This window comes from Pseudomonas sp. FBCC-B1667, from assembly GCF_059133255.1.
The window spans coordinates 2,037,718-2,059,083 of the sequence record NZ_CP101437.1; the positions used below are offsets into that span (position 1 = coordinate 2,037,718).

Here is a 21,366-nt window from a genome sequence, read left to right on the forward strand (position 1 = left end):
GATATTCGATTCGGTTCTACGATGGGCTCCACCTCACCAGAGGACAGGAGTTCGCCATGACATGCCCTAACAGCGCCACAACCAGTATTAAACCATTCAGCCAATTGCAGCACCCGCGTGAAGTGATCCGTCAATTCACGCCCAACTGGTTCGCTGCGACCATGGGCACCGGGGTGCTCGCGTTGGCACTCGCGCAATTGCCTCTCGCCATTCCCGGTTTGCGCGCATTCGCCGAAGGGTTGTGGCTGTTCAATATCTTCCTGTTTGTCATGTTCGCCGCCGTTTACGCGGCGCGCTGGGTGTTGTTCTTCGATGAAGCGCGGCGAATTTTCGGCCATTCCACGGTCTCGATGTTTTTCGGAACCATTCCGATGGGCCTCGCCACCATCATCAACGGTTTCCTGGTGTTCGGCCTGCCACGCTGGGGCGACGGCGTCATTCCTTTCGCTGAAATGCTCTGGTGGCTGGACGTGGCGCTGTCGCTGGCGTGCGGTGTGTTGATTCCCTACATGATGTTCACCCGTCAGGAACACAGCATCGACCAGATGACCGCCGTCTGGCTGTTGCCGGTGGTGGCCGCGGAAGTCGCTGCTGCCAGCGGTGGCTTGCTGGCGCCGCACTTGGCGGACGCCCATTCGCAACTGGTGGTTCTGGTAACGAGTTACGTGTTGTGGGCGTTTTCCCTGCCGGTTGCCTTCAGCATTCTGACCATCTTGTTGCTGCGCATGGCGCTGCATAAACTGCCCCACGAAAACATGGCCGCCTCCAGCTGGCTCGCGTTGGGTCCGATTGGTACCGGGGCATTGGGCATGTTGCTGCTGGGAGCGGACGCGCCGGCCATCTTCGCCGCGAATGGTCTGCCGGGTATCGGTGAAATCGCCAACGGCCTGGGCCTGGTGGCCGGGATTGCTCTGTGGGGTTTCGGTTTGTGGTGGATGTTGATCGCCGTGCTGATTATCTTGCGTTACCTGCGCGCCGGCATCCCGTTCAACCTCGGCTGGTGGGGATTTACCTTTCCGTTGGGCGTCTACTCGCTGACGACGTTGAAACTGGCCACCACTTTGAACCTGACGTTCTTCAGTGCCTTTGGCTGTGTGCTGGTGGCGATGCTGGCGGTCATGTGGCTGATCGTTGCACGGCGCACCTTGCAAGGCGCGTGGCGCGGTGAACTGTTTGTCTCGCCGTGCATTGCAGGATTAAAGAAATAACCTGCAAAGATTAGGTAATGTGTGGCCTGGATCGACGTTCGGCATTCCAATAACCGTATCCACGCCACTCGCTACCTAACATCAGGGACACATGGAAGATGAGTCACCCCTCGCAGTTCACCTTGCTCCGCACCCGGCGCTTTCTGCCGTTTTTCGTGACGCAGTCCCTCGGGGCGTTCAACGACAACATCTTCAAGCAGTCGTTGATCCTCGCCATTCTGTACAAGCTGACCATCGACGGTGATCGCTCGATCTACGTCAACCTCTGTGCGTTGCTGTTCATCCTGCCGTTCTTTCTGTTCTCGGCGCTGGCCGGACAGTTCGGCGAGAAGTTCGCCAAGGACCGTCTGATCCGGCTGATCAAACTTGGCGAAATCGCGATCATGACGGTCGGCGCGGTGGGTTTCGTCTTTGATCATCTGTCGTTGATGTTGGTGGCGCTGTTCGCCATGGGTACCCACTCGGCGCTGTTCGGGCCGGTGAAATACTCGATCTTGCCCCAGGCCCTGCGCGAAGAAGAGCTGGTTGGCGGTAATGGGCTGGTGGAAATGGGCACCTTCCTGGCGATTCTCGCCGGGACCATCGGCGCCGGGATCATGATGTCGTCCAGTCACTACGCGCCTATCGTCTCCAGCGCGATCATCGGCGTTGCCGTGCTGGGTTACCTGGCCAGCCGCAGCATTCCGCGCGCGGCGGCCGCTTCGCCGCAAATGCGCCTGAACTGGAACATTTTCAGCCAGTCCTGGGCCACGTTGAAGCTGGGTCTTGGACAGACGCCCGCGGTATCGCGTTCGATCGTCGGTAACTCGTGGTTCTGGTTTGTCGGGGCGATTTACCTGACGCAGATCCCGGCGTATGCCAAAGAGTGGATGCACGGCGACGAAACGGTGGTGACGTTGATTCTGACGGTGTTCTCGGTGGGGATCGCGCTCGGCTCAATGCTCTGTGAAAAGCTCTCCGGACGCAAAGTCGAGATTGGCCTGGTGCCGTTCGGCTCGTTCGGTCTGACGGTGTTTGGGTTGCTGTTGTGGTGGCATTCGGGCGGTATTCCGGATAGCGCGACCGGCCATGGCTGGGTTGAAATTCTCGGCTTTGGTCACGCCTGGCTGGTGTTGATCGACATCCTTGGCCTGGGGGTCTTCGGTGGTTTCTACATTGTGCCGCTGTATGCGCTGATCCAGTCGCGCACCGCCGAGAACGAGCGGGCTCGGGTGATTGCCGCCAACAACATTCTCAATGCCTTGTTCATGGTGGTGTCGGCGATTGTCTCGATCATCCTGTTGAGCCTGGTCAAGCTGTCGATTCCGCAGCTGTTCCTGGTGGTGTCGTTGCTGAACATCGGCGTCAATGCCTACATCTTCAAGATCGTCCCCGAATTCAGCATGCGCTTCATGATCTGGCTGCTCAGCCACTCCATGTACCGCGTGGAGCATCGCAATCTGGACCTGATTCCCGATGAAGGCGCGGCGCTGCTCGTGTGCAATCACGTGTCCTTTGTCGATGCGCTGCTGATTGGCGGCGCGGTGCGTCGGCCGATTCGCTTTGTGATGTACTACAAAATCTACAACCTGCCGGTGTTGAACTTTATCTTTCGCACGGCCGGGACGATTCCGATCGCGGGGCGTCAGGAAGACATTCAAATCTACGAAAGCGCCTTCAAGCGGATTGCGCAGTATCTGAAGGATGGTGAGTTGGTGTGTATCTTCCCGGAAGGAAAATTGACGGCTGACGGGGAGATCAATGAGTTTAAGAACGGGTTGACGCGGATTTTGGAAGAGACTCCGGTGCCGGTGATTCCGCTGGCGTTGCAGGGCTTGTGGGGGAGTTTCTTCAGCCGCGATCCGGGTAAGGGCTTGTTTCGCCGGTTGTGGTCGCGGGTGACGTTGGTGGCTGGGCCGGCAGTGCCAGTTGAAGCGGCTGCGCCGGCGGCGTTGCAAGCGATGGTTGGCGAGTTGCGCGGCACAGTTAAATAGTCGGTGGCTGTGCCGGCTCCTTCGACTTGCTCGCGAAAGCGGTAGTGGTCTAAGCGCTGACTTTGAGCCCAACCAACCCGGCAATGATCAGCGCCACACTGGCCAGCCGAAACAACGCCATCGACTCACCAAACAAAATGATCCCGGCAATCACCGTGCCGACCGCACCCACCCCCGTCCAGATCGCATAGGCCGTGCCCAGTGGCAATTCCTTCATGGCAAGGCCGAGCAAGCCGAGGCTGATGGCCATGGCTGCAACGGTCAACGCGGTGGGTAGAGGACGGCTGAAACCGTCGGTGTACTTCAGGCCAACGGCCCAGCCGACTTCGAACAGGCCGGCGAAAAACAGGATGATCCAGGACATGAAAGACCTCCATCGATTGACGGGGTCGTCCCCAGATTAATGACTCGATCGAGCCGCGAGGTCGTCCTCGCGTTGCGCCATAGAGTGCCCATCATTAATCCGGGGATCAAGTTTTCGGCTTATTCAGCAACCTGTCGCGCAGCGATTTTCCGGTCTTCTTTCTCGCTCATTCGACGGAAATACGTCGACAGCAGCGCCCCGGAAATGTTGTGCCACACACTGAACAAAGCGCTCGGCACCGCCGCCAGTGGCGAGAAATGGGCACTGGCCAGCGCGGCCCCCAGCCCGGAGTTTTGCATGCCGACTTCCAGTGCCAGCGATTTGCGTTGGGCCAGCGGCAACTTGAACAGGCGCCCGGTGAAGTAGCCCAGCAGATAACCGAAGCTGTTATGCAGCATGACCACGGCCATGATCAGCAGACCGGACTCGGCAATCTTCGCCTGGCTGGCGGCGACCACGGCGGTGACGATGATCACGATGCTCACCACCGAAATCAGTGGCAACACTTCTACCGCGTGGCGAACCTTGGCGCCGAGCACGCGTTGCGCAATCACACCCAGGATGATCGGCAACAGCACCACTTGCAGAATCGACCAGAACAGCTCCATGAAGGACACCGGCAACCACGCCGAGGCCAGCAGCCAGATCAGTGCTGGGGTGAGCAGCGGGGCGAGGAGGGTGGTGACGGCGGCGATGGCCACCGACAGGGCCAGATCGCCGCGTGCCAGCCAGGTCATGACGTTCGAGGAGGTGCCACTTGGGCAGCAACCGACCAGAATCACGCCGACGGCGATTTCCGGCGGCAGGTGAAACGCCTGGCAGAGCAACCACGCCACACCGGGCATGATCACGAAATGGGCAACCACCCCAAGGGCCACGCGCCACGGATGGCGGGCGACTTCGGCGAAGTCTTCGAGTTTGAGGGTCAGGCCCATGCCGAACATCACCAGCCCCAGCAGTGGCACGATCGCGCCTTTGAGACCGATGAACCACGTCGGTTGCAGGAACGCCACGACCGCGAAAATCAGTACCCAGTAAGCGAAAGTGTTGCCGACAAAGCGGCTTAATGCAGCGAGTGCGCGCATGGCCTGATCCTTATTGTTCGTTTTGATAAATCACACAGGGCGAATGTCAGAGCGGGCTAGCTCGCGAAAGCGGTGTGTCAGTCAATATCGATGTCGACTGGCACTCCCCCTTCGCGAGCAAGCCCGCTCCCACATTAGTAATCACCAGCCTTTAGATCCCCTGCGGAGTCTCTTCACCACCCAGCGCTTCAACCAGGGCGGGCAGGAAGTCGCCGAAGGTCAACATCATCAGGGTGAAGCTGGCGTCCAGTTGACCCAGGGCCTCTTCGCCGCCGTCCTGTTCGGCCTGATCTTGCAGCAGGTCTTCGAACTTCAGGCGCTTGACCACCATCTTGTCGTCGAGGACGAACGACAGCTTGTCTTGCCAGGCCAGTGACAGCTGAGTCACCACTTTGCCGGTGCTCAGGTGCAACTGGATTTCTTCGCTGGTCAGGTCCTGACGTTTGCAACGCACGATGCCGCCGTCTTCGTGGGTGTCACGCAGCTCGCATTCGTCCAGCACAAAGAAGTCGTCCGCGGCTTTCTGGGTGGTGACCCATTCGGTCATGGTGGCGGTTGGCGACATTTTTACGGTCAGCGGACGTACTGGCAGGGTGCCGATCACTTCACGCAGGGTGGACAGCAGGTCTTCGGCACGTTTCGGGCTGGCCGAGTTGACCAGGATCAGGCCTTGTTTCGGCGCGATGGCGGCGAAGGTCGACGAGCGACGAATAAAGGCGCGCGGCAGGAACGCCTGGATGATTTCATCCTTGATCTGGTCGCGTTCCTTCTTATAGACCTTGCGCATTTGCTCGGCTTCGATCTCGTCGACCTTTTCCTTCACGGCGTCACGCACGACGCTGCCCGGCAGGATGCGTTCTTCTTTACGCGCCGAGATCAGCAGGAAGTCGCCGCTGACATGGACCAGCGGTGCATCTTCGCCTTTACCGAATGGCGCGACGAAACCGTAGGTGGTCAACTCCTGGCTTGCACATGGACGCGCCAGTTTGGTGGCCAGTGCAGTTTCCAACGCCTCGGCATCAACAGGCAGATCTTGGGTCAGGCGATAGATAAGCAGGTTTTTGAACCACATGGGGTAAGTCTCTCCTTATATACAAAGGGGGGCATTATTCTCTTAGCGGCGTCATAGGCCAACCCTTCGCTAAGCCTTTGGAAGGCCTGAGAAAATTATTTAAAAAAGTGCTTGCCAGAGGTGAGGTCGCTCCGTAGAATGCGCGCCACACCGAACGTGAAGGGTGATTAGCTCAGCTGGGAGAGCGTCTGCCTTACAAGCAGAATGTCGGCGGTTCGATCCCGTCATCACCCACCATTCGCATTCAGTGTTACGCGCAGCGGTAGTTCAGTCGGTTAGAATACCGGCCTGTCACGCCGGGGGTCGCGGGTTCGAGTCCCGTCCGCTGCGCCATATTCGGTCACCTGGAGCGCTGAACGCCAGGTCACCACGGAAAAGCCCGCTCATGCGGGTTTTTTTCTGTCTGTAGATTGTCCGTTGTTCCTGCAGGTCGCATCGATTCACCGGTTTTCGGATTTTTTTGAAAAATTATTCAATTAAATCAACACTTTACGAAAACCTGTGGCATAATGTGCCCCGCAACGAAGGTAAAGGGTGATTAGCTCAGCTGGGAGAGCGTCTGCCTTACAAGCAGAATGTCGGCGGTTCGATCCCGTCATCACCCACCACTTTCAACGCTACGCGCAGCGGTAGTTCAGTCGGTTAGAATACCGGCCTGTCACGCCGGGGGTCGCGGGTTCGAGTCCCGTCCGCTGCGCCATATTCGGTCACCTGGAACGCTGAACGCCAGGTACCACACAGAAAGCCCGCTTAATGCGGGCTTTTTGCTGTCTGGCGTTTGGCAATTGCGCTTATTGCTCGGCGTTACGACTGTGTCGGTAGTCGCTCACAGCTTCATACACCGCTTTGCGAAGTCGGTTGATGCCGCCAATCGGTCGATGAGCCTCAAGACCAAACCAGGGGTTGAACGACTGGTTGTCGCATTGGATATTCAATGCCAGCGTGTCGAAATCTTGCGCAGGCACTTTGATTCGCGCCACGGTCTGGAACGGCGCCACGTTGTCACTCCATTCGATGCTGGTGTCTTCAATGGGCATGTACTGGCTTGGGTCCTGACGCTGAATTTGCAGGACGAAGCAGGCCGGCACCCGGTCGGTCGATAATTGCTGGTTCAGCGCATTACGCAGGAAGTTTGGCAATTTCTGGTTCTGCGGGGGCAGGGTGTAAGTTGGGCAGCTATCAGGGTCCGGCATCACTCGGAATTTGGCATTGGCTTCTCCGAACTTGTAGGGAGCAACCGAAAAATACGTCGACTGTGCCGGGCTTTGCGGCGCGGGAGAGAGTGTCGCCAGAGCGATAAACAGGTGCCGAACCTTCCACTTCCGTGGGTCCCAGCCAGGTAAAAACGCCATCAGTTTTTTGCCGTCAGCCTGTTCCGCGACATTCTGACGGTACTCGGCGACATCGCTGACGAAGAAATTCGGGTGGCTGAACATCACAAAGTCCTGTTCGCCACGAGGCTGTTGATCGGCGAGCAGCTGTTTGCCAGATACATTCAACAGTTTGATCGCCATGCCCCGGGCGTCTCGAATGCTGTCGAACTGCGGATACGCGTTGCCGTTGGACAGACGCATTGTCGCTTGCCAGGTTTTGCCGGGTTCGCTGAACACGCCTTGGCGCAGTTCCGCGGAAAGATCCGCCAGCACTTGAACCTCTGCCTTCACGCAACCGTGGGCCTTGGCATGGGCATCGCGCAGGTAGCGGGTGCTTTCCCGGTGTTGATCGACGATGCGCACCGCAGTCTGAATGACGTCCTGCGTCATGGCGGCTTCGCCATCCGGTATCACTTCTTGCGCTGAAACAGGTCCGCTGTGCTGCCAGGCGAACCACGCCATGGCCAGCGCATAACCGAGCACGCCAAGGGCGAGCATCCACAGAAGGGTCTTGCCGAGAAACGCGCCAAAGCCCATCCAGAGTCTGCTCATGGCAACTGCGCCTCCAGCGGGCCGTCCAATACCTTCAGGTATTCCAGCAGCGCCCAGCGTTCCTGCGGTTGCAGTAAGCGGCCAATCACGCCGTTGCCACGCTGACCGGCGCGGAATTCGTGACCGCTGTTGTGATTGCCGGTGATGCGTGTGTCGAACATGAAGCCATCGGTGAAGGCATCGGTGCGATAACCAAGATGTTGGGGGTCGTACTCGAACGTACCTTTATAGAAGGTCGAGGCGCGTTCATCTTGAGGCGAGAGCAGCTGATAAATGCTCGGTACTGAACCGTTGTGCAGAAACGGCGCCGTGGCCCAGACGCCAGCCAATGGCCTTGCCTTATAGGCGCGCAGTTCGCGTACGCCAATCGGCAGGCCGAAGCCATTCATTGCGGGTTGTTCCGCGGCAGGAATGTTCGCATCCCGGTAAGCGCGGTTTCCGACGAAAGCGGTGATGTAGGCCAGCCCCTTGGCCGATGACAGTTTGCTCAGGTCCAGCGGTTCAGTGGGTGTTGGCAGCAAGTGCACATCCAGTTGCTTGAGTTCCTTCAGATCCCATTGCAAGGCGGAGAGGTCGAAGCGATGGTCGGCAATGTTGTTGGCGGCGCCCGGGTCTGTGCCAATGATATCCACCGGCAGCATTTTCAAATGTTGCACCCAGCGCCCGTCACTTTCGACAGTGCGTGGCAAATGGCAACCGGCGCAGTTTTCGCTGAACAACTCGCGACCTTTCGCCGCCAACGGCTTGTCGACAGCGCCGAGTAGTTCTTCAGGCCAGGCGGGTGGTTTGAGCCGTTGCAGGGTTTCTTCGATCTGGTGCAGATCGCGCAATCGCACACTTGACGGATAGCGCTCGTCACCTTTGAGCGGTTGGCCGTTGGCATCGAAGACACTCAATGTGGCGCCCACACCCAGAGACTCGCCGATGTTACGGGCCATCGGTTGTTGCGCCGAACCGCTCCACTGCACCCAGTCGAACATCCACATGTCCCACAATTGCGGGTAATCCACCGGGGCATTGGCCACGCGGTAGTTGTCAGGCGAAATCGCATCGCCGAACGTGGCGTTGGCGATACGCCCAAAGGCGTCGGTCCGGCCCGGTCCTTCCTCGGTGGGGTAGAGCCCGCGATGGGCATCGTTCCACGCGACTTTCACAAACGCGTCGAGAGATGCTTTGAAGTCCTCACGCAATTGTTGGTGCCGGGCGTCGTAGTCCTCGCCCAGCACGCTGCGGGCGAAGCGCTCGAATTTCCATGGGTTGAAGTAAGTCGCGGTCAGACTGGCGACCATCGCTTGGCCGAAACTGCCCCCTTTCAACGTAGGAACACTGGAGGGCAAAACATGCTGCGCCGAGCCGCCGTCAATGCGGATCGCCTGGCCGTTGAAGCGCAACTCACCGGTGTGACAAGCGGCACACGTGATGTCGAGAAACTCGTCCTGGCTGCCGGGGTTTTGATGACGGGCAAAGCCTACGGGCAAATTCCCCGGGTTGTTTGGCGTGGCTTTCTGACCGGGGTCGATCAGGAAACCAAAGCGGGCGAGATATTCGGGCGAGGCGAATCGTTCGTGCGAGAAGGGCAGTTCGAGGGCGTTGAACCAGTCATAGCGCAAGCCTTTGACCTGGGTTCCCTGAGGTGTGAAGTAATAGATCTGGCGGTCTTCAGCGCTCCATTGTTCCAGGTAATACACCTGTTTCGCGGGCGACCAGGTCGGCAGTTTCGGGTTGGCGACGTAGTACAGAACCACGGCCAGACCGAGTCCCAACAGCACAGCCACCAGCATCAGCAGGCGAAATAAGAGGCGCAAGATAAACATCCTTGTCGAATTGTGGCTCTCTTATGCCCCAGGGGTCGGGGTGCGGCAAGTGGCCATTACGCCAGATGTTGTGGGATACGGGATCCGCCGCTGTAGGTGCCGGATGACAGATGCTTCATGATGCCAACCCTGAAATGCGTTGAAACGCCTGAACTAATCAGAATATTCCCGCTCTCATGCCGGTAGCCATTGGTCGTGGCCGCCTGATAAGCTCGCGGCTTTACTCGATTGCCCTTTTGGCGCATGAACAAGGAAATAGCATGAAACAGCATCGGTTGGCGGCGGCGGTAGCCCTGGTTAGCCTGGTACTCGCGGGTTGTGATTCGCAGACCAGTGTAGAGCTGAAAACTCCGGCGCAAAAAGCTTCCTACGGCATTGGCCTGAACATGGGCAAAAGCCTGGCTCAGGAAGGCATGGACGACCTGGACTCCAAAGCCGTAGCCCAGGGCATCGAAGATGCCGTTGGCAAGAAAGAGCAGAAGCTCAAAGACGAGGATCTGGTCGAAGCCTTCGCTGCACTGCAGAAGCGCGCGGAAGAGCGTATGGCCAAAATGAGCGAAGAGTCGGCCGCTGCCGGCAAGAAATTCCTCGAAGAAAACGCCAAGAAAGCTGGCGTAGTGACCACCGCCTCGGGCTTGCAATACGAAGTGGAAAAGAAAGCCGATGGCCCGCAGCCTAAGCCGACCGACGTAGTGACTGTTCACTACACCGGCAAGTTGACCAACGGTACCGTTTTCGACAGCTCCGTCGAGCGCGGAAGCCCGATCGATCTGCCGGTCAGCGGCGTGATCCCGGGTTGGGTCGAAGGCCTGCAACTGATGCACGTTGGCGAGAAGTACAAGCTGTACATCCCTAGCGAACTGGCTTACGGCGCCCAAAGCCCAAGCCCGGCCATTCCAGCCAACTCGGTGCTGGTATTCGACCTGGAACTGCTGGGGATCAAAGATCCAGCCAAAGAAGACGCAGCCAAGTAATCAGCGTCTGCTTTGACAACAACGCCTCGCTTATGCGGGGCGTTGTTGCATCCGGGGTTCGGCGTAGGTAAACAAAGCGAACGGTTGCTGTACGCTGGAGTCATAGCCATTGAAGATGCCCGTACTAGCCGCGCCCGCCCGCCAAGTCAATGAAATCTTGGGTTTTTTTATGTGAGTAAAAAACGCCCGATCTGAGCAGGACCCTTATGAAACGGGGCTTTCAGCCGTGAAAAGTAGCTCTGTTCACAAGGTTATCCACAATTTGTGTGGATAACATTTCAGTGGGAGAAAATGATGAAAGCACCCTGGAATTTCGCTCGATTCTTGCCCCTCGCCGGGCGCTTGCTCGCGCGGGGGCGCTTGCCGACGCTGCTGTTCGCCGTCGCCAGCAAAAGTGCGAGCCAGGGCAATCGCCTGGGCAAGGTCAAGGATGATCTGCGCTTGTTGCAGGCATTGTGCCTGGCCTACTGGCGTGGGGAGTATCGTGCCGTCAGCCCGAAGGCGTTGGTCTCGGTGGTCGCCGGCCTGATGTACTTCCTCAGCCCGGTGGATGCCATCCCGGATTTCATTCCAGTGTTCGGCATGCTCGATGACATCGCCGTACTGGCCTGGCTGATGAAAGTCCTCGACGACGAACTCAATGCCTTCCGCGCCTGGCGCAAGCGTCAGGTGCCGGAGATGCTGACGGTGGTCGAACGCCTGCCCGATACCCCGGAAAAACTTCAGCTCCAGGGGCCCCAAAAAAAACGGGGCGACTGAGGATCCAATTTATTGATACCCCCACGCGACCTTGGCCGCTGTTAGGATTACACTTCTAGGGAAAAGTGCCGACTCGCAAAGTGTCGTTGTCCTACGGGGAAGTCATGGATATTCAGATAATCACACGCGAAGGCGAGCCCGAGTATGCAGTTTTACCGTGGGCTCAGTACCAGGCTCTACTGAAAGCAGCAGGCATCAACGAGCAACCGGCGCCAGACGCCCCAGTGCATCGCACGGCAACACCGGACCAGATTCTTCCAGGTCTGGACCAACTACGCAGTTTGCGCGAAGGGAAGGGCATCGCCATCGAGGCGCTCGCCCGCACGGTAGGCATCAGCCCGTCTTATTTGGCCTTGATCGAAAGTGGCGAGCGTCTACCCGACGCTGCGATTCGCCGCAGCCTGGCCTGGGAATTGACGGTGCCAGGGTGGAGGGATGAATCGTGAGCGTACGCATCAGTCGTCAACATTGGGACGGGTTGCTGGGTGAGCTGGATCAGGCGCGACGTCAGCGCCATCTTCTGACCTATCGAGCGTTGCTGGAGCGTTTGCAACTGCCCACGCCGGCCATGCAAACCCTCACAGCGGCACTCGAACATCTGGCTGCGCTGGATGCCAGGGCCGAGCAACCGCTGCGCAGCTCGCTGGTGATCAGCCAGGGTGCGAGTCGCCTGCCACGCACCGGCTTCTTCGAATGTGTCGAGCGTCTGGGGCGTTTCTCCGGACCGTCCGATGGTGTCGCTGCTGCATCCTGGCACGCTTCGGAAGTGGTGCGCGTGTTTGAATACGAATACCCCGAATCGGCCGAGGCCTGAGTGTTTTTAAAGCTCAAGGCCCAAGCCGGTTACTGGCTGGCCCGCCGGTTGTTTCATTGGTCATGGTTTGTGCGCCAGCCGCGAGGCTGGCGCTGGCTCGAAGGCCAGTTCGCCCGCATGGCAAACCTGGGTGACGTCGACGCTCAGAGCTTCTATGGCCACATCCTGACCTTTCGCGGTGTCGGCCTTGGGGCACGCGAGGAGGGTGTGCGATTGCTGCGCCTGGCGGCGTTGGCGGGGGATGGCAAGGCGGCGTATCAGGTTGGCGTGATCAGTCTGGCGGGAACGCCGAGCAAAGCGCCGGATCCGGCTGAAGCTGCGCGCTGGTGGGGCATGGCTGCGAAGGCCGGGCATCCGTTGGCTGAGCTTAAGCTGAAAGAGTTGGCGGCTCGGGGTCCTACGCAGTAACCCCCAACATTGTCTGATAAACAAACGTGGCGTGAGGGAAACCTCCTGCCACGTTTGCGTTTCTGCTTGTCCGTTGTTCAGTGGTGGTTAATTACGGATTTATCCTACAGTCATCACCTACTTGCCTGACTTCTTTCCTGATTGATCCCCTGCAAAGTCTCGCGCGCTCCATTTTCTGCGCGAGGGATTGCTCATGTTCGACCCGATTTTCCACTCCACTTCATACCGTTCGGTGCGTTGATGGCGCACATCGCCCGCATCGAGCAGGAACTCGACAGTTTTCCGGACACCCTGTCTCTCTACCGTGAACAGCTGAAACGCTGGTTTAACCAGGCGGCGGACGAGGCCAGTCGCGTTGCTGATTTGCCTTCGTTGATGGGGATGGAGCGGGTCATCCGATTCGGCAACGCCATCACCACAGTAAGCAGCGGCGATGATGATTTTTTCTCGGGTGTTGCGCAGTGTCCGGCCAGTGGGATTCTGGAGATCGAGAGCAAGTTCGAATCGGTTTATGACATTCCGTTGGGGAATATTTCGGTTGATGTGATTGCTCGGGATGGCGGCGAGATCACACCGGTCAAGCTCGATGAGAACGGTAAAGGGCAATTCGAAGGGGTACCCGGGAAGTTCTATCGGGTTCATGTTCAGAGTGAAGTTACGCCGAAGCAGATCGACAAGCTTTTTGATTCTTACAAAGGCCTGACCACGGAGCTGGAAGGCTGGCTGCGCAAGGAGTGGGAGGGGTTCAAGCCGCGGTGGTCGCAGCAATCGGCGTCGGCATCGTTGGCCGCCGTGGGCAATGGGTTGCTCGCAGGAGGTTGGGCGGCGATTCAGGCTGTTTGGGATGGTATCGGTGAACTCACTGACATTCTGAAAGACCCTGGAGCCTTTGCCGAGAAACTGGGTGAAAGCGCAGGAGAACTGGCAAGGCTCGCAGTCAGCGCTCCAGACAAGATGGAAAAAGCCATGTTGCTGGCCAGCGACGAGGCGGCGCTGTGTTTGCTGATGCGCACCGCAATGTTATGGCTCGAAGCATTGCCGCCATCGCAACTGGCCGGTACGTCTGCCGAGGCCATTTCCAAAGTCGTGGTTGGCCTGGTCATCGACTTGTTGATTGGCTTGGTGCTGAGCGTGGTCGGCGTCGGTATTGCCTGGCTGACAGTGCGACTGGCCAAGTACAGTGCGCAAATTTTTCAGGCCGCGATGGGCTTCGTGAAGTCGATGGTCACGATCGTCGATAACTTTATGGAGTATGTAGACCGCTACAAGACAGTCGCCGCGCGCGGCGTTGCGGCGGGTCTGAAAAAAGGTGGAGTGCTGTTGCGCTGGGATGCCAAACGCAACACCACGCTCAAGCAAAACGAACACCACGACAACGCCCCGGATCAGGCGAAAAATCCCAACGGCGACGCTGCCGATTCCGCCAACAAAACCGCCACCAACAAATGCCCGGTGTCGATGGTCACTGGCGAAGAACTGCTGACCCTCACCGACGGTTCGCTGGACGGCGTCCTGCCGTTCGACTTCACTCGGCTCTACCGCACCAGCGCCGCCGAGATCGACTGCGGCCTCGGTTTCGGCTGGAGCCATTCGCTTTCCCATCGACTGGACATCGACGGCGACAGCGTCATCTGGATCGACCACGAAAACCGTCACACCCCATTCCCGCTGCCGACCGCTGAACGCCCGGAGATCCACAACAGCCTGTCGCGCGCGGCGATTTATCTCGGCGCTGAACCCGAAGAACTGATCCTCGCCCAGGCCGGCGACGACGCACGGTTTTATCACTTCCACCACGGTCGACTCACAGCGATCAGCGACGCCTACGACAATCGCCTGCGCATCACCCGCGACCGCCAAGAGCGCATCCAGCGCCTCGACAACGGCGCCGGTCGCGCCCTGCGCTTGCGTTATGAGCGCAGTCATTTGGTCGCCGTCGATTATCAGGTTTTCGCCCCGGCCCAAACCCAGGACGAAGCTTGGCTGACCGAGCAGACCCTGGTCGGTTACCGCTACGACGAACGCGGTCGACTCATCGAGGCCACCAACGCCGCCGGCGAAAGCGAGCGCTACGACTACGACGATCAGCACGTCATTCTCCAGCGGCAACTGGCCGGTGGGGCGAGTTTCTTCTGGGCGTGGGAAAGGTCCGGCAAGGCCGCCCGATGCATCCGCCACTGGGCGTCGTTTGCGCAGATGGACGCGCGATATGCCTGGGATGACCAAGGCAGCGTCACCGTCCACAACATCGACGGCAGCGAAGAGGTTTACGTCCACGACGACCGGGCGCGGCTGGTGCGCAAGGTCGAACTGGATGGCGGTGAACACCTCAAGGCCTACGACGACCAGGGTCGGCTGATTGCCGAGCAGGACCCGCTCGGCACGGTCACCGAATACCGCTACGACGAAGTCGGACGCTTGGTGGCGCTGATTCCGCCAGAAGATGAGCCCACGGCCTACGAGTATCGCAACGGTTTCCTGCACGCACGCTATCGCGGCAAAGCGGTGTGGAAGTATCAGCGCAATGCCCAGGGCGATGTCACCGAAGCGACCGATCCCGATGGCCATGTCACCCACTATCACTACGACGAAAAAGGTCTGCTGCTGTCGATCCGCTACCCGGACACCAGTCGGCATGTGTTCGTCTGGAACGGTTTGGGGCAACGGGTCGAGGAAACGCTGCCGGACGGCGGGGTGCGGCGCTTTTCCTACGATGCACTGGGTCGGCAGATTACCCGTCAGGACGAACATGGCTCGGTCACCCAGTCGCAATGGGACGCCGTTGGCCGACTGATCCAGACGATTCTTCCTACCGGTGCCAGTCGCGCCTACCGCTACAACGCCTACGGAAAAATCACCGCCGAACGCGACGAACTCGGTCGCATCACGCGCTACGAATACCTCGATGACCTGCACCTGGTCAGCCGCCGCCTCAATGCCGACGGCACCCAGCTGAAGTATCGCTACGACAACGCGCAGCTGTTGCTTACGGAAATCGAAAACGAATCCGGCGAACAATATCGGCTGGACTACACCCCCGGCGGATTGATCCGACAGGAAACCGGCTTCGACGGCCAACGCACGGCGTATGCCTACGACCTCAACGGCCATCTGCTGGAGAAAACCGAGTTCGGCGCTGACGGCTCGCAGCTGATCACCGCTTACGAGCGGGATTCCTCAGGGCGACTGCGGGTCAAAACCCTGCCCGACGGCATCAAGGTCGAATACCGCTACGACAGCCTCGGCCGGCTGATCGGGGTCGACGACGGCCACGACCATCCGCTGGAATTCGAGTACGACCCACAGGATCGCCTGATCACCGAGCATCAGGGTTGGGGCACGCTGCGTTATGGCTACGACGCCTGCGGCCAACTCAATCGCCTTCGCCTGCCGGACGGCAGCAAACTCGATTACCACCACGCCAAGGGTGGCGCACTCACGGCCATCGACCTCAACGGCGCGCGGCTCACTAGCCACCAGTTTGCCTTCGGTCGTGAACAACAACGCCAACAAGGCCAGTTGCTCAGCGACTTTGCCTACGACGATCAGGGCTGTCTGCAAGCCCATGCCATCAGCCAAAACCAACATCCGCTGTATCGCCGCGACTATGCCTACAGCGCCAACGGCAATCTCGACAGCATCGCCGACACCCGCCACGGCCAACGCAACTACACCTACGACCCGCTCAACCGCCTGACCCGCGTGCGCCACACCCGCGAAAACCCGCCGGAATCCTTCGCCCACGACCCGGCCGGCAACCTGTTGATGCAAGACCGCCCCGGCGCCGCGAAAGTGCTGGGCAATCGCCTGCTCCTACAAGGCGACCGCCACTACGACTACGACGCCTTCGGCAACCTGATCCGCGAACGCCGCGGCACCGGGCAAAAGCTCGTCACCGATTACCGCTACGACTGCCAGCACCGCCTGATCGGCGTCACCACCCCGGACGGTCGCACCGCCAGCTACCGCTACGACGCCTTCGGCCGCCGCATCGCCAAAACCGTCGACGGCCACACCACCGAGTTCTTCTGGCAAGGCGACCACCTCGTCGCCGAAAGCAGCCGCGAACACTACCGCAGCTACGTCTACGAACCCGGCAGCTTCCGCCCCCTCGCCATGCTGGACGGCAAAGGCCCGCGCAAGGCTTGCCCGTTCTACTACCAACTCGACCACCTCGGCACGCCGCAGGAGTTGACCGATTTTGGTGGCGAGATTGTTTGGTCAGCGAAGTACAACGCCTACGGCAAAGTCACGCGCCAGACGTTCGGCGGGGGCGAGCAGCTTGAGCAACCGCTACGCTTTCAGGGGCAATACTTCGACGCCGAGAGCGGTCTGCACTACAACCGGCATCGGTACTATGATCCGGACGTTGGCCGATACCTGACGCCGGACCCGATCAAGTTGGCGGGCGGGCTGAACCCGTATCAATACACGCCGAATCCGACGGGGTGGGTTGATCCGTTGGGGTTGAGCGGGAATTGCCCGCCACCGAATAAGCCTGGGTGTGGGGCGCCGGATGATACGGCTGGCGTTAGGGTTGATGAGGGAACGCCAACACTTCCAGAGCTCAGGGATAACTCAGCTCATAATGTGGCTCTTTTTGAGAGACAACGCGCGGGCTATGCAGCACAAGAAATAAATGCTGCTCAACCAGTAGGAAGCGCTCTGAAAGAAGATCCAATGCACAGAGCCCCTAGCTACGTTGTTGATCAGATACCTGCTCAGGGGAGGGTCTTTTCACTAAGGGGCGGTGATGGATCATATAATACGCTCACACAGTTGGTAGGGGTGGTGAATAATAAAAGTGGTATTTATGAATGGATTGTAAATTTAAAGCTAGAGTTAACTCATCAGAGATTTATTCCGGATGGAAAAGTAACTGGAGCACCAAATCAGACTCCATCCAGGCTACCTAAGTAGATGCTAATGAAAAAACTATTACTCGATGGTCAATACATACACAGCAAAACCCCGTGGCTAAACTGGGCTGAACTTCTCTATGGGTTCGAGCACGGATTTATAGATGAAAAAGGAGTTTCGGAATACGCATGCGAAGCCTTAACTACTGAATCCTCACAAGAAGCTATTGATCTGGCCTCATTGCTACTTGAAGAAAGTTATTTGGTAAGCAACCTACTTGAATCACTGGTAAAAAAAGAGCCGTCACCCAAAACGGAAGAACCTGCAAAGCCTTGGATTTTTTTATTGATCTCGTTTCTATTTGAGCATCAAGATGAGTATGAAGATCCACTTGAAATAGTGGGGGAGCTGTACGCAGACTTCGATTATCCAGTAGAGATCTCCTCTATAATTAGGTATATGCCTTCTCCTGAAGGACTAGAGGGATCTGAAGGGCAACTATTTGAAAATTGGAAAGAGGTTATTCTCACCTACAAAGTTTTTTTTGAACAACAAAATAGACTCCCCTAACAACGATAAATATAGAAAATGTAAATAAATCTGTCCCATTATTTACGCTTTCAGGGGCAATACTTCGACGCCGAGAGCGGTCTGCACTACAACCGGCATCGGTACTATGATCCGGACGTTGGCCGATACCTGACGCCGGACCCGATCAAGTTGGCGGGGGGGCTGAACCCGTATCAATACACGCCGAATCCGACGGGGTGGGTTGATCCGTTGGGGGTGGCATGTCTGCCTTGTCCCGGTGAGCCTGAAGGGCCGTTTAGCGAAATTGTTCCAGGCGGAGGTTTAGCTGCGCCTGAGGCGCAAGGGGGACATCTTATTGCCAAGCATGTAGGGAGAACGAAGTCGCAGTTAGCTCAAAGACTTGAGGCAGAGCCCAATATCCCCGCGGCCTCAACATTCTCGGATAGAGCTAGTGCGGAATCATTTGTCGCTAGGCATTGGCTGAAAATAAAAAGCGAATCGACAAATTCTTAGAAAGTGCGAAGGGTAAGACGAGTATCATGCATAAATTCGATGAACCGGTTGGAATCAGCTTGCCCAATGGTAGTACCGAATATGTGCCGGCTTCGTAGGTCTTGTTGGTATTGATAAAGGATGTTCGACTTCCTGAGAGGTATTTTTTGCTGACAGGGTTTCCAGAGCTATGAATGTTGAATTTTCGGAGTTGCACGACTTTTTTGGTGCGTACTTTCATCAAGATTGGTTGGTTGAACACGAAACTGCAGAGCAGGTGCTCGACTCCTTTTTAACCGAGTCTCATGTCGACGATTTAATCGTGGTCCTGAAGGAACTCAATGCACTGCTTAATCTGAAGAAAGATGAGCTGGTACTGAAAGAGTATTTATTGAAAGAATTGAGTTGTTACTACTGCTACTGGAATGCATGGCCGTCAGGAGAGGCGTGGTTGCGCCACATTGCGAGCAGGTTGACCAAGCAGCTTGGTCAATTTTGATCGATTGGTGTTCAGCGAAATTTCCGGGCAAGCCCGTCGGAATTTTCCTTCAACTCGTATCGGTTTCCATGAACTGGTGTGAATCGAATTCAACCGATAGCCTTTGATGATCACTGAAAACTCAGTGGTGGGGTGTAGGAACCCTTCATAGCATCGGTAGCGCGTAAGCGTTCGAAACTTGATTTGCGGCCGTCAATGTACGTCCGTAACATCTGTTACGGCGGCTGTGCGCGGGCACGTTTCGGCGTGGTCGAGTTTCCGATGCTCGGTATTCCTACCCCGCGTATAGCTGCCACCCAAGCCTGTAGGAAGGCTTTTGGCAGCTCCTATTTTCATCGGAAGGTCTCAAATGCCAACACTACATCCTGATCCACCCTACGAAAAACCAATCCCCCACCCAAAAAACCGCTTCATGGCCCTCACCAGCAACTGCACCGACATGCCCACGCTGTTCGTCGATACCCACGCGCCGCTCGATGTTTTATACGACGCCGCCAACTATCGAATCCGCGTCGTCACGCAAGTGCTGGAGAACATGTCGATGCGCGGTTCGGTCGAGTGCGAATCTTTCATCCTCTGCGATTTTGCTTTGCTGTGCGCCATCCCGTTGCGCGATGGCTGTGATGTGCTGGATGTGATCGGGCGGCGGTTGCAAGCAATGCCTTCGGCGTAGCGTCTAACGCTATTTTTATGGCGAGGGAGCTTGCCCCCTCGCCATAAAGCAAGATTAGCGGTGGCCGGCGAATAATGAATCTCCTTTCTCTGGCACCGCCAAACTATCAATCACATGCACGCTATACCCCTGCACATTCTTCGCATGGTGTTTAGCCTGCGATGCCATCTCCGCCAACTGGCTCGCATCGAGTTGTCCACAGGCCTCTGGACGCAAATGCACCACGCCGATCGACAATGACAGCAGCGCAAACTCCTGCCGCACCCCCTGACGATTCGGCGCGATAAAGCACCCGGCTTCCAGGTGTTCACTGCGGTAGAAGCGTCGACACTGGCTTTGGAAGTCTTCTAGTAGCTGGTTCAGGCGTTTGCGCCAGTCGTCGGGACCGAGGACCAGCAGGAAGTCGTCGCCGCCGATATGGCCGACGAAGTCGCGGGAAGGGTCGACGCGGTCGTTCAGGCATTGCGCGAGGCACAGCAGGACTTCGTCTCCGCGGCCGTAGCCGTAGATGTCGTTGAAGGGTTTGAAGCTGTCGATGTCGACGTAGCAAATCACCGACTCCCGTTCCTGTTGCAGCAGGCGCGTCAGGCATTGCTGGATCGGCACGTTGCCCGGTAGCAGGGTAAGCGGGTTGGCGTAGCGGGCTTGCTGGATTTTCAGTTCGGTAATCAGCTTGAGTACGTCAATGACTCGGCCCAATCCCAGGTAACCGCCGTTGAGGGTGATGATGAAGTCTTCCTCGATGCGTTGCCGTGCGCGGCTGGTGATGAGTCGGCTGACCTGTTGCAGTGACTGGCTCATTTCCACGGCGAGAAAGTCGTCGTTCATCAAGCGGCTGATGGGTTTGCGGGCGAACAGGTCGGTGGCAAAGGGCTTGAGCAGCGCGTCTGACAGCGAATGCCGGTGGACGATGCCGCACGGCTGGCCTTGCGCGTCGAGTACCGCCAGCGAGTTGAGGTTGGCCTGGCGGCGGAAGGCTTCCAGCACCGTGGCGGTCGGTGTGTCGCGGGGTACGGCCGGTTGGTCGTTGAGCAGGGCACTGAGGTCGCAGCCTTCGTCGTTTAGCGCCACGGCAGTGCTGTCGTGTTTGGGCATCAGGGCGCGCGCTTCGCGAGGAGGATGCTCTTGCGGGCGGCACAGCAAGTAACCTTGTACCAGGTCGACGCCCATCTCGGTCAGCACCGCGAGTTCTTCTGGCAACTCGATACCTTCGGCAATCACTTGCGCCCGTGAAGCCTTGGCGATTTGCAGGATTGAGCCGACGAATTCGCGTTTGAGTGCGTCCTGATGAATGCCGTCGATGAAGTGCCGGTCAATTTTGACGTAGTCCGGACGCAGCTCAGACCACAACCGCAGGCTCGAATAACCCGCGCCCAAGTCATCCAGCGCAATCGAAAAGCCCATGGCCCGATAGTGATGCAGCGCGGTCTGAAGTAGTTGGAAGTCGTCGGTCGGGGTTTGCTCGGTGAGTTCGATTACCACCTGACTCGGCGGAATGCCGAAGTCCTGCAACAATTGCAGGGTGCGCCCCGGTTGGTGGTCAGCTTCGAGCAGCGATTCGGGCGAGACGTTGAGGAACAGTTTGCCGGGCAGTTGCTGATCGCTGAAACGTCGGCACGCGCTTTCTCGGCAGGCGATTTCCAGTTCGCTCAACCGACCGGCCTGTCGAGCGACGGCGAACAGCGCGATGGGGGAGTGCAGCGGGCTGTTCGAGGGGCCGCGGCTAAGGGCTTCGTAGCCGAGAATTCTGCGTTCAGAAAGGCTGATGATCGGCTGGAACAGGCTGTGCAGACCGCTTTGAGCCAATATGGAACTCAAGGCACTCAGCTGTTCTGTCGTGGTCATGGCAATCTCGGGGCGATAAAAAAGGACTGGGAGCAGCCTCTTGTCAGAGGTGCTCCCAGTCCCTTATTTC

The 21,366-nt window shown here is 57.9% G+C and carries 17 protein-coding genes, 4 tRNA genes and 1 pseudogene; 16 read left to right on the plus strand and 6 right to left on the minus strand.

The genetic code is table 11. The features are described from left to right. The first annotated feature begins 56 nt into the window (after positions 1-56). Both NL116_RS09095 and NL116_RS09100 read left to right on the plus strand, forming a co-directional pair. The gene (locus tag NL116_RS09095; RefSeq protein WP_494376883.1) at positions 57-1,208 is read left to right on the plus strand and encodes a TDT family transporter; all 1,152 of its coding nucleotides are present in this window, start codon (positions 57-59) and stop codon (positions 1,206-1,208) included. 98 nt (positions 1,209-1,306) lie between these two features. Beyond that, positions 1,307-3,181 carry an MFS transporter gene (locus NL116_RS09100; protein WP_494376884.1) on the plus strand — a complete coding sequence of 625 codons (1,875 nt, stop codon included), beginning with the start codon at positions 1,307-1,309 and terminating at the stop codon, positions 3,179-3,181. A 49-nt stretch (positions 3,182-3,230) separates the two neighbouring features. On the opposite strand, the gene sugE is transcribed toward NL116_RS09100, so the two are convergent. The 3 genes from sugE to rdgC form a co-directional block, all read right to left on the minus strand. After that, complete coding sequence (gene sugE / locus NL116_RS09105) at positions 3,231-3,545, minus strand: quaternary ammonium compound efflux SMR transporter SugE (RefSeq protein WP_027922462.1); 315 nt, start codon at positions 3,543-3,545, stop codon at positions 3,231-3,233. A gap of 119 nt (positions 3,546-3,664) precedes the next feature. After that, entirely contained in the window at positions 3,665-4,630 is a 966-nt protein-coding gene (locus NL116_RS09110; protein WP_494376885.1) for a bile acid:sodium symporter family protein, read from the minus strand. A gap of 151 nt (positions 4,631-4,781) precedes the next feature. Further along, positions 4,782-5,702 carry a recombination-associated protein RdgC gene (rdgC, locus tag NL116_RS09115; protein ID WP_007945202.1) on the minus strand — a complete coding sequence of 307 codons (921 nt, stop codon included), beginning with the start codon at positions 5,700-5,702 and terminating at the stop codon, positions 4,782-4,784. Positions 5,703-5,863: 161 nt separating this feature from the next. Between rdgC and NL116_RS09120 the strand changes: the two genes are divergently transcribed. The 4 genes from NL116_RS09120 to NL116_RS09135 all read left to right on the plus strand — a co-directional run bounded on the left by NL116_RS09120 (position 5,864) and on the right by NL116_RS09135 (position 6,402). Then, positions 5,864-5,939, plus strand: a tRNA-Val gene (locus tag NL116_RS09120). 19 nt (positions 5,940-5,958) lie between these two features. Further along, a tRNA-Asp gene (locus NL116_RS09125) sits at positions 5,959-6,035 on the plus strand. 199 nt (positions 6,036-6,234) lie between these two features. After that, positions 6,235-6,310 (plus strand) — tRNA-Val (locus tag NL116_RS09130). A 15-nt stretch (positions 6,311-6,325) separates the two neighbouring features. After that, positions 6,326-6,402: transfer RNA gene (locus tag NL116_RS09135), tRNA-Asp, on the plus strand. A 91-nt stretch (positions 6,403-6,493) separates the two neighbouring features. Here the strand turns inward: NL116_RS09135 and NL116_RS09140 are convergent. Together NL116_RS09140 and NL116_RS09145 are read right to left on the minus strand one after the other, a co-directional pair. Beyond that, complete coding sequence (locus NL116_RS09140; RefSeq protein WP_494376886.1) at positions 6,494-7,627, minus strand: catalase family protein; 1,134 nt, start codon at positions 7,625-7,627, stop codon at positions 6,494-6,496. Beyond that, on the minus strand, positions 7,624-9,432 hold the full coding sequence (locus tag NL116_RS09145) for a di-heme-cytochrome C peroxidase (RefSeq protein WP_494376887.1): 1,809 nt from the start codon (positions 9,430-9,432) through the stop codon (positions 7,624-7,626). Before NL116_RS09145 ends, NL116_RS09140 begins: the two co-directional genes overlap by 4 nt. Positions 9,433-9,701: 269 nt before the next feature. On the opposite strand from NL116_RS09145, the gene bamJ reads away from it, so the two are divergent. From bamJ to NL116_RS09195, 10 genes and pseudogenes are all read left to right on the plus strand, one after another. Then, the gene (gene bamJ, locus NL116_RS09150) at positions 9,702-10,415 is read left to right on the plus strand and encodes a BamJ family beta-barrel-assembly machinery protein (RefSeq protein ID WP_494376888.1); all 714 of its coding nucleotides are present in this window, start codon (positions 9,702-9,704) and stop codon (positions 10,413-10,415) included. A gap of 294 nt (positions 10,416-10,709) precedes the next feature. Continuing rightward, positions 10,710-11,174, plus strand: a complete 465-nt coding sequence (locus NL116_RS09155; RefSeq protein WP_494376889.1) for a YkvA family protein — start codon at positions 10,710-10,712, stop codon at positions 11,172-11,174. Between the two features lie 104 nt (positions 11,175-11,278). Further along, positions 11,279-11,620, plus strand: coding sequence for a helix-turn-helix domain-containing protein (locus NL116_RS09160; protein WP_140667220.1), 342 nt, complete (start codon positions 11,279-11,281; stop codon positions 11,618-11,620). Continuing rightward, on the plus strand, positions 11,617-11,988 hold the full coding sequence (locus tag NL116_RS09165) for a hypothetical protein (RefSeq protein WP_007898892.1): 372 nt from the start codon (positions 11,617-11,619) through the stop codon (positions 11,986-11,988). The genes NL116_RS09160 and NL116_RS09165 overlap by 4 nt, the downstream gene beginning before the upstream one ends. Next, entirely contained in the window at positions 11,989-12,396 is a 408-nt protein-coding gene (locus NL116_RS09170; protein WP_494376890.1) for an SEL1-like repeat protein, read from the plus strand. Positions 12,397-12,636: 240 nt separating this feature from the next. Beyond that, positions 12,637-17,316, plus strand: coding sequence for an RHS repeat-associated core domain-containing protein (locus NL116_RS09175; RefSeq protein WP_494376891.1), 4,680 nt, complete (start codon positions 12,637-12,639; stop codon positions 17,314-17,316). 6 nt (positions 17,317-17,322) lie between these two features. After that, the gene (locus tag NL116_RS09180; protein WP_494376892.1) at positions 17,323-17,826 is read left to right on the plus strand and encodes a DUF2247 family protein; all 504 of its coding nucleotides are present in this window, start codon (positions 17,323-17,325) and stop codon (positions 17,824-17,826) included. A 30-nt stretch (positions 17,827-17,856) separates the two neighbouring features. After that, positions 17,857-18,473, plus strand: a pseudogene (locus NL116_RS09185) (RNase A-like domain-containing protein); the annotation flags it as partial. After that, positions 18,470-18,778: a contact-dependent growth inhibition system immunity protein gene (locus tag NL116_RS09190; RefSeq protein WP_494376893.1), complete on the plus strand. Its 309-nt coding sequence runs from the start codon at positions 18,470-18,472 to the stop codon at positions 18,776-18,778. The pseudogene NL116_RS09185 and the gene NL116_RS09190, both read left to right, overlap by 4 nt. 349 nt (positions 18,779-19,127) lie before the next feature. Then, positions 19,128-19,451 (plus strand): hypothetical protein, encoded by a 324-nt coding sequence (locus NL116_RS09195; protein ID WP_494376894.1) that lies wholly within the window; start codon positions 19,128-19,130, stop codon positions 19,449-19,451. 54 nt (positions 19,452-19,505) lie between these two features. Here the strand turns inward: NL116_RS09195 and NL116_RS09200 are convergent, their stop codons facing one another. Continuing rightward, positions 19,506-21,296, minus strand: coding sequence for a bifunctional diguanylate cyclase/phosphodiesterase (locus NL116_RS09200; RefSeq protein ID WP_494376895.1), 1,791 nt, complete (start codon positions 21,294-21,296; stop codon positions 19,506-19,508). Between the last annotated feature and the right edge of the window lie 70 nt (positions 21,297-21,366).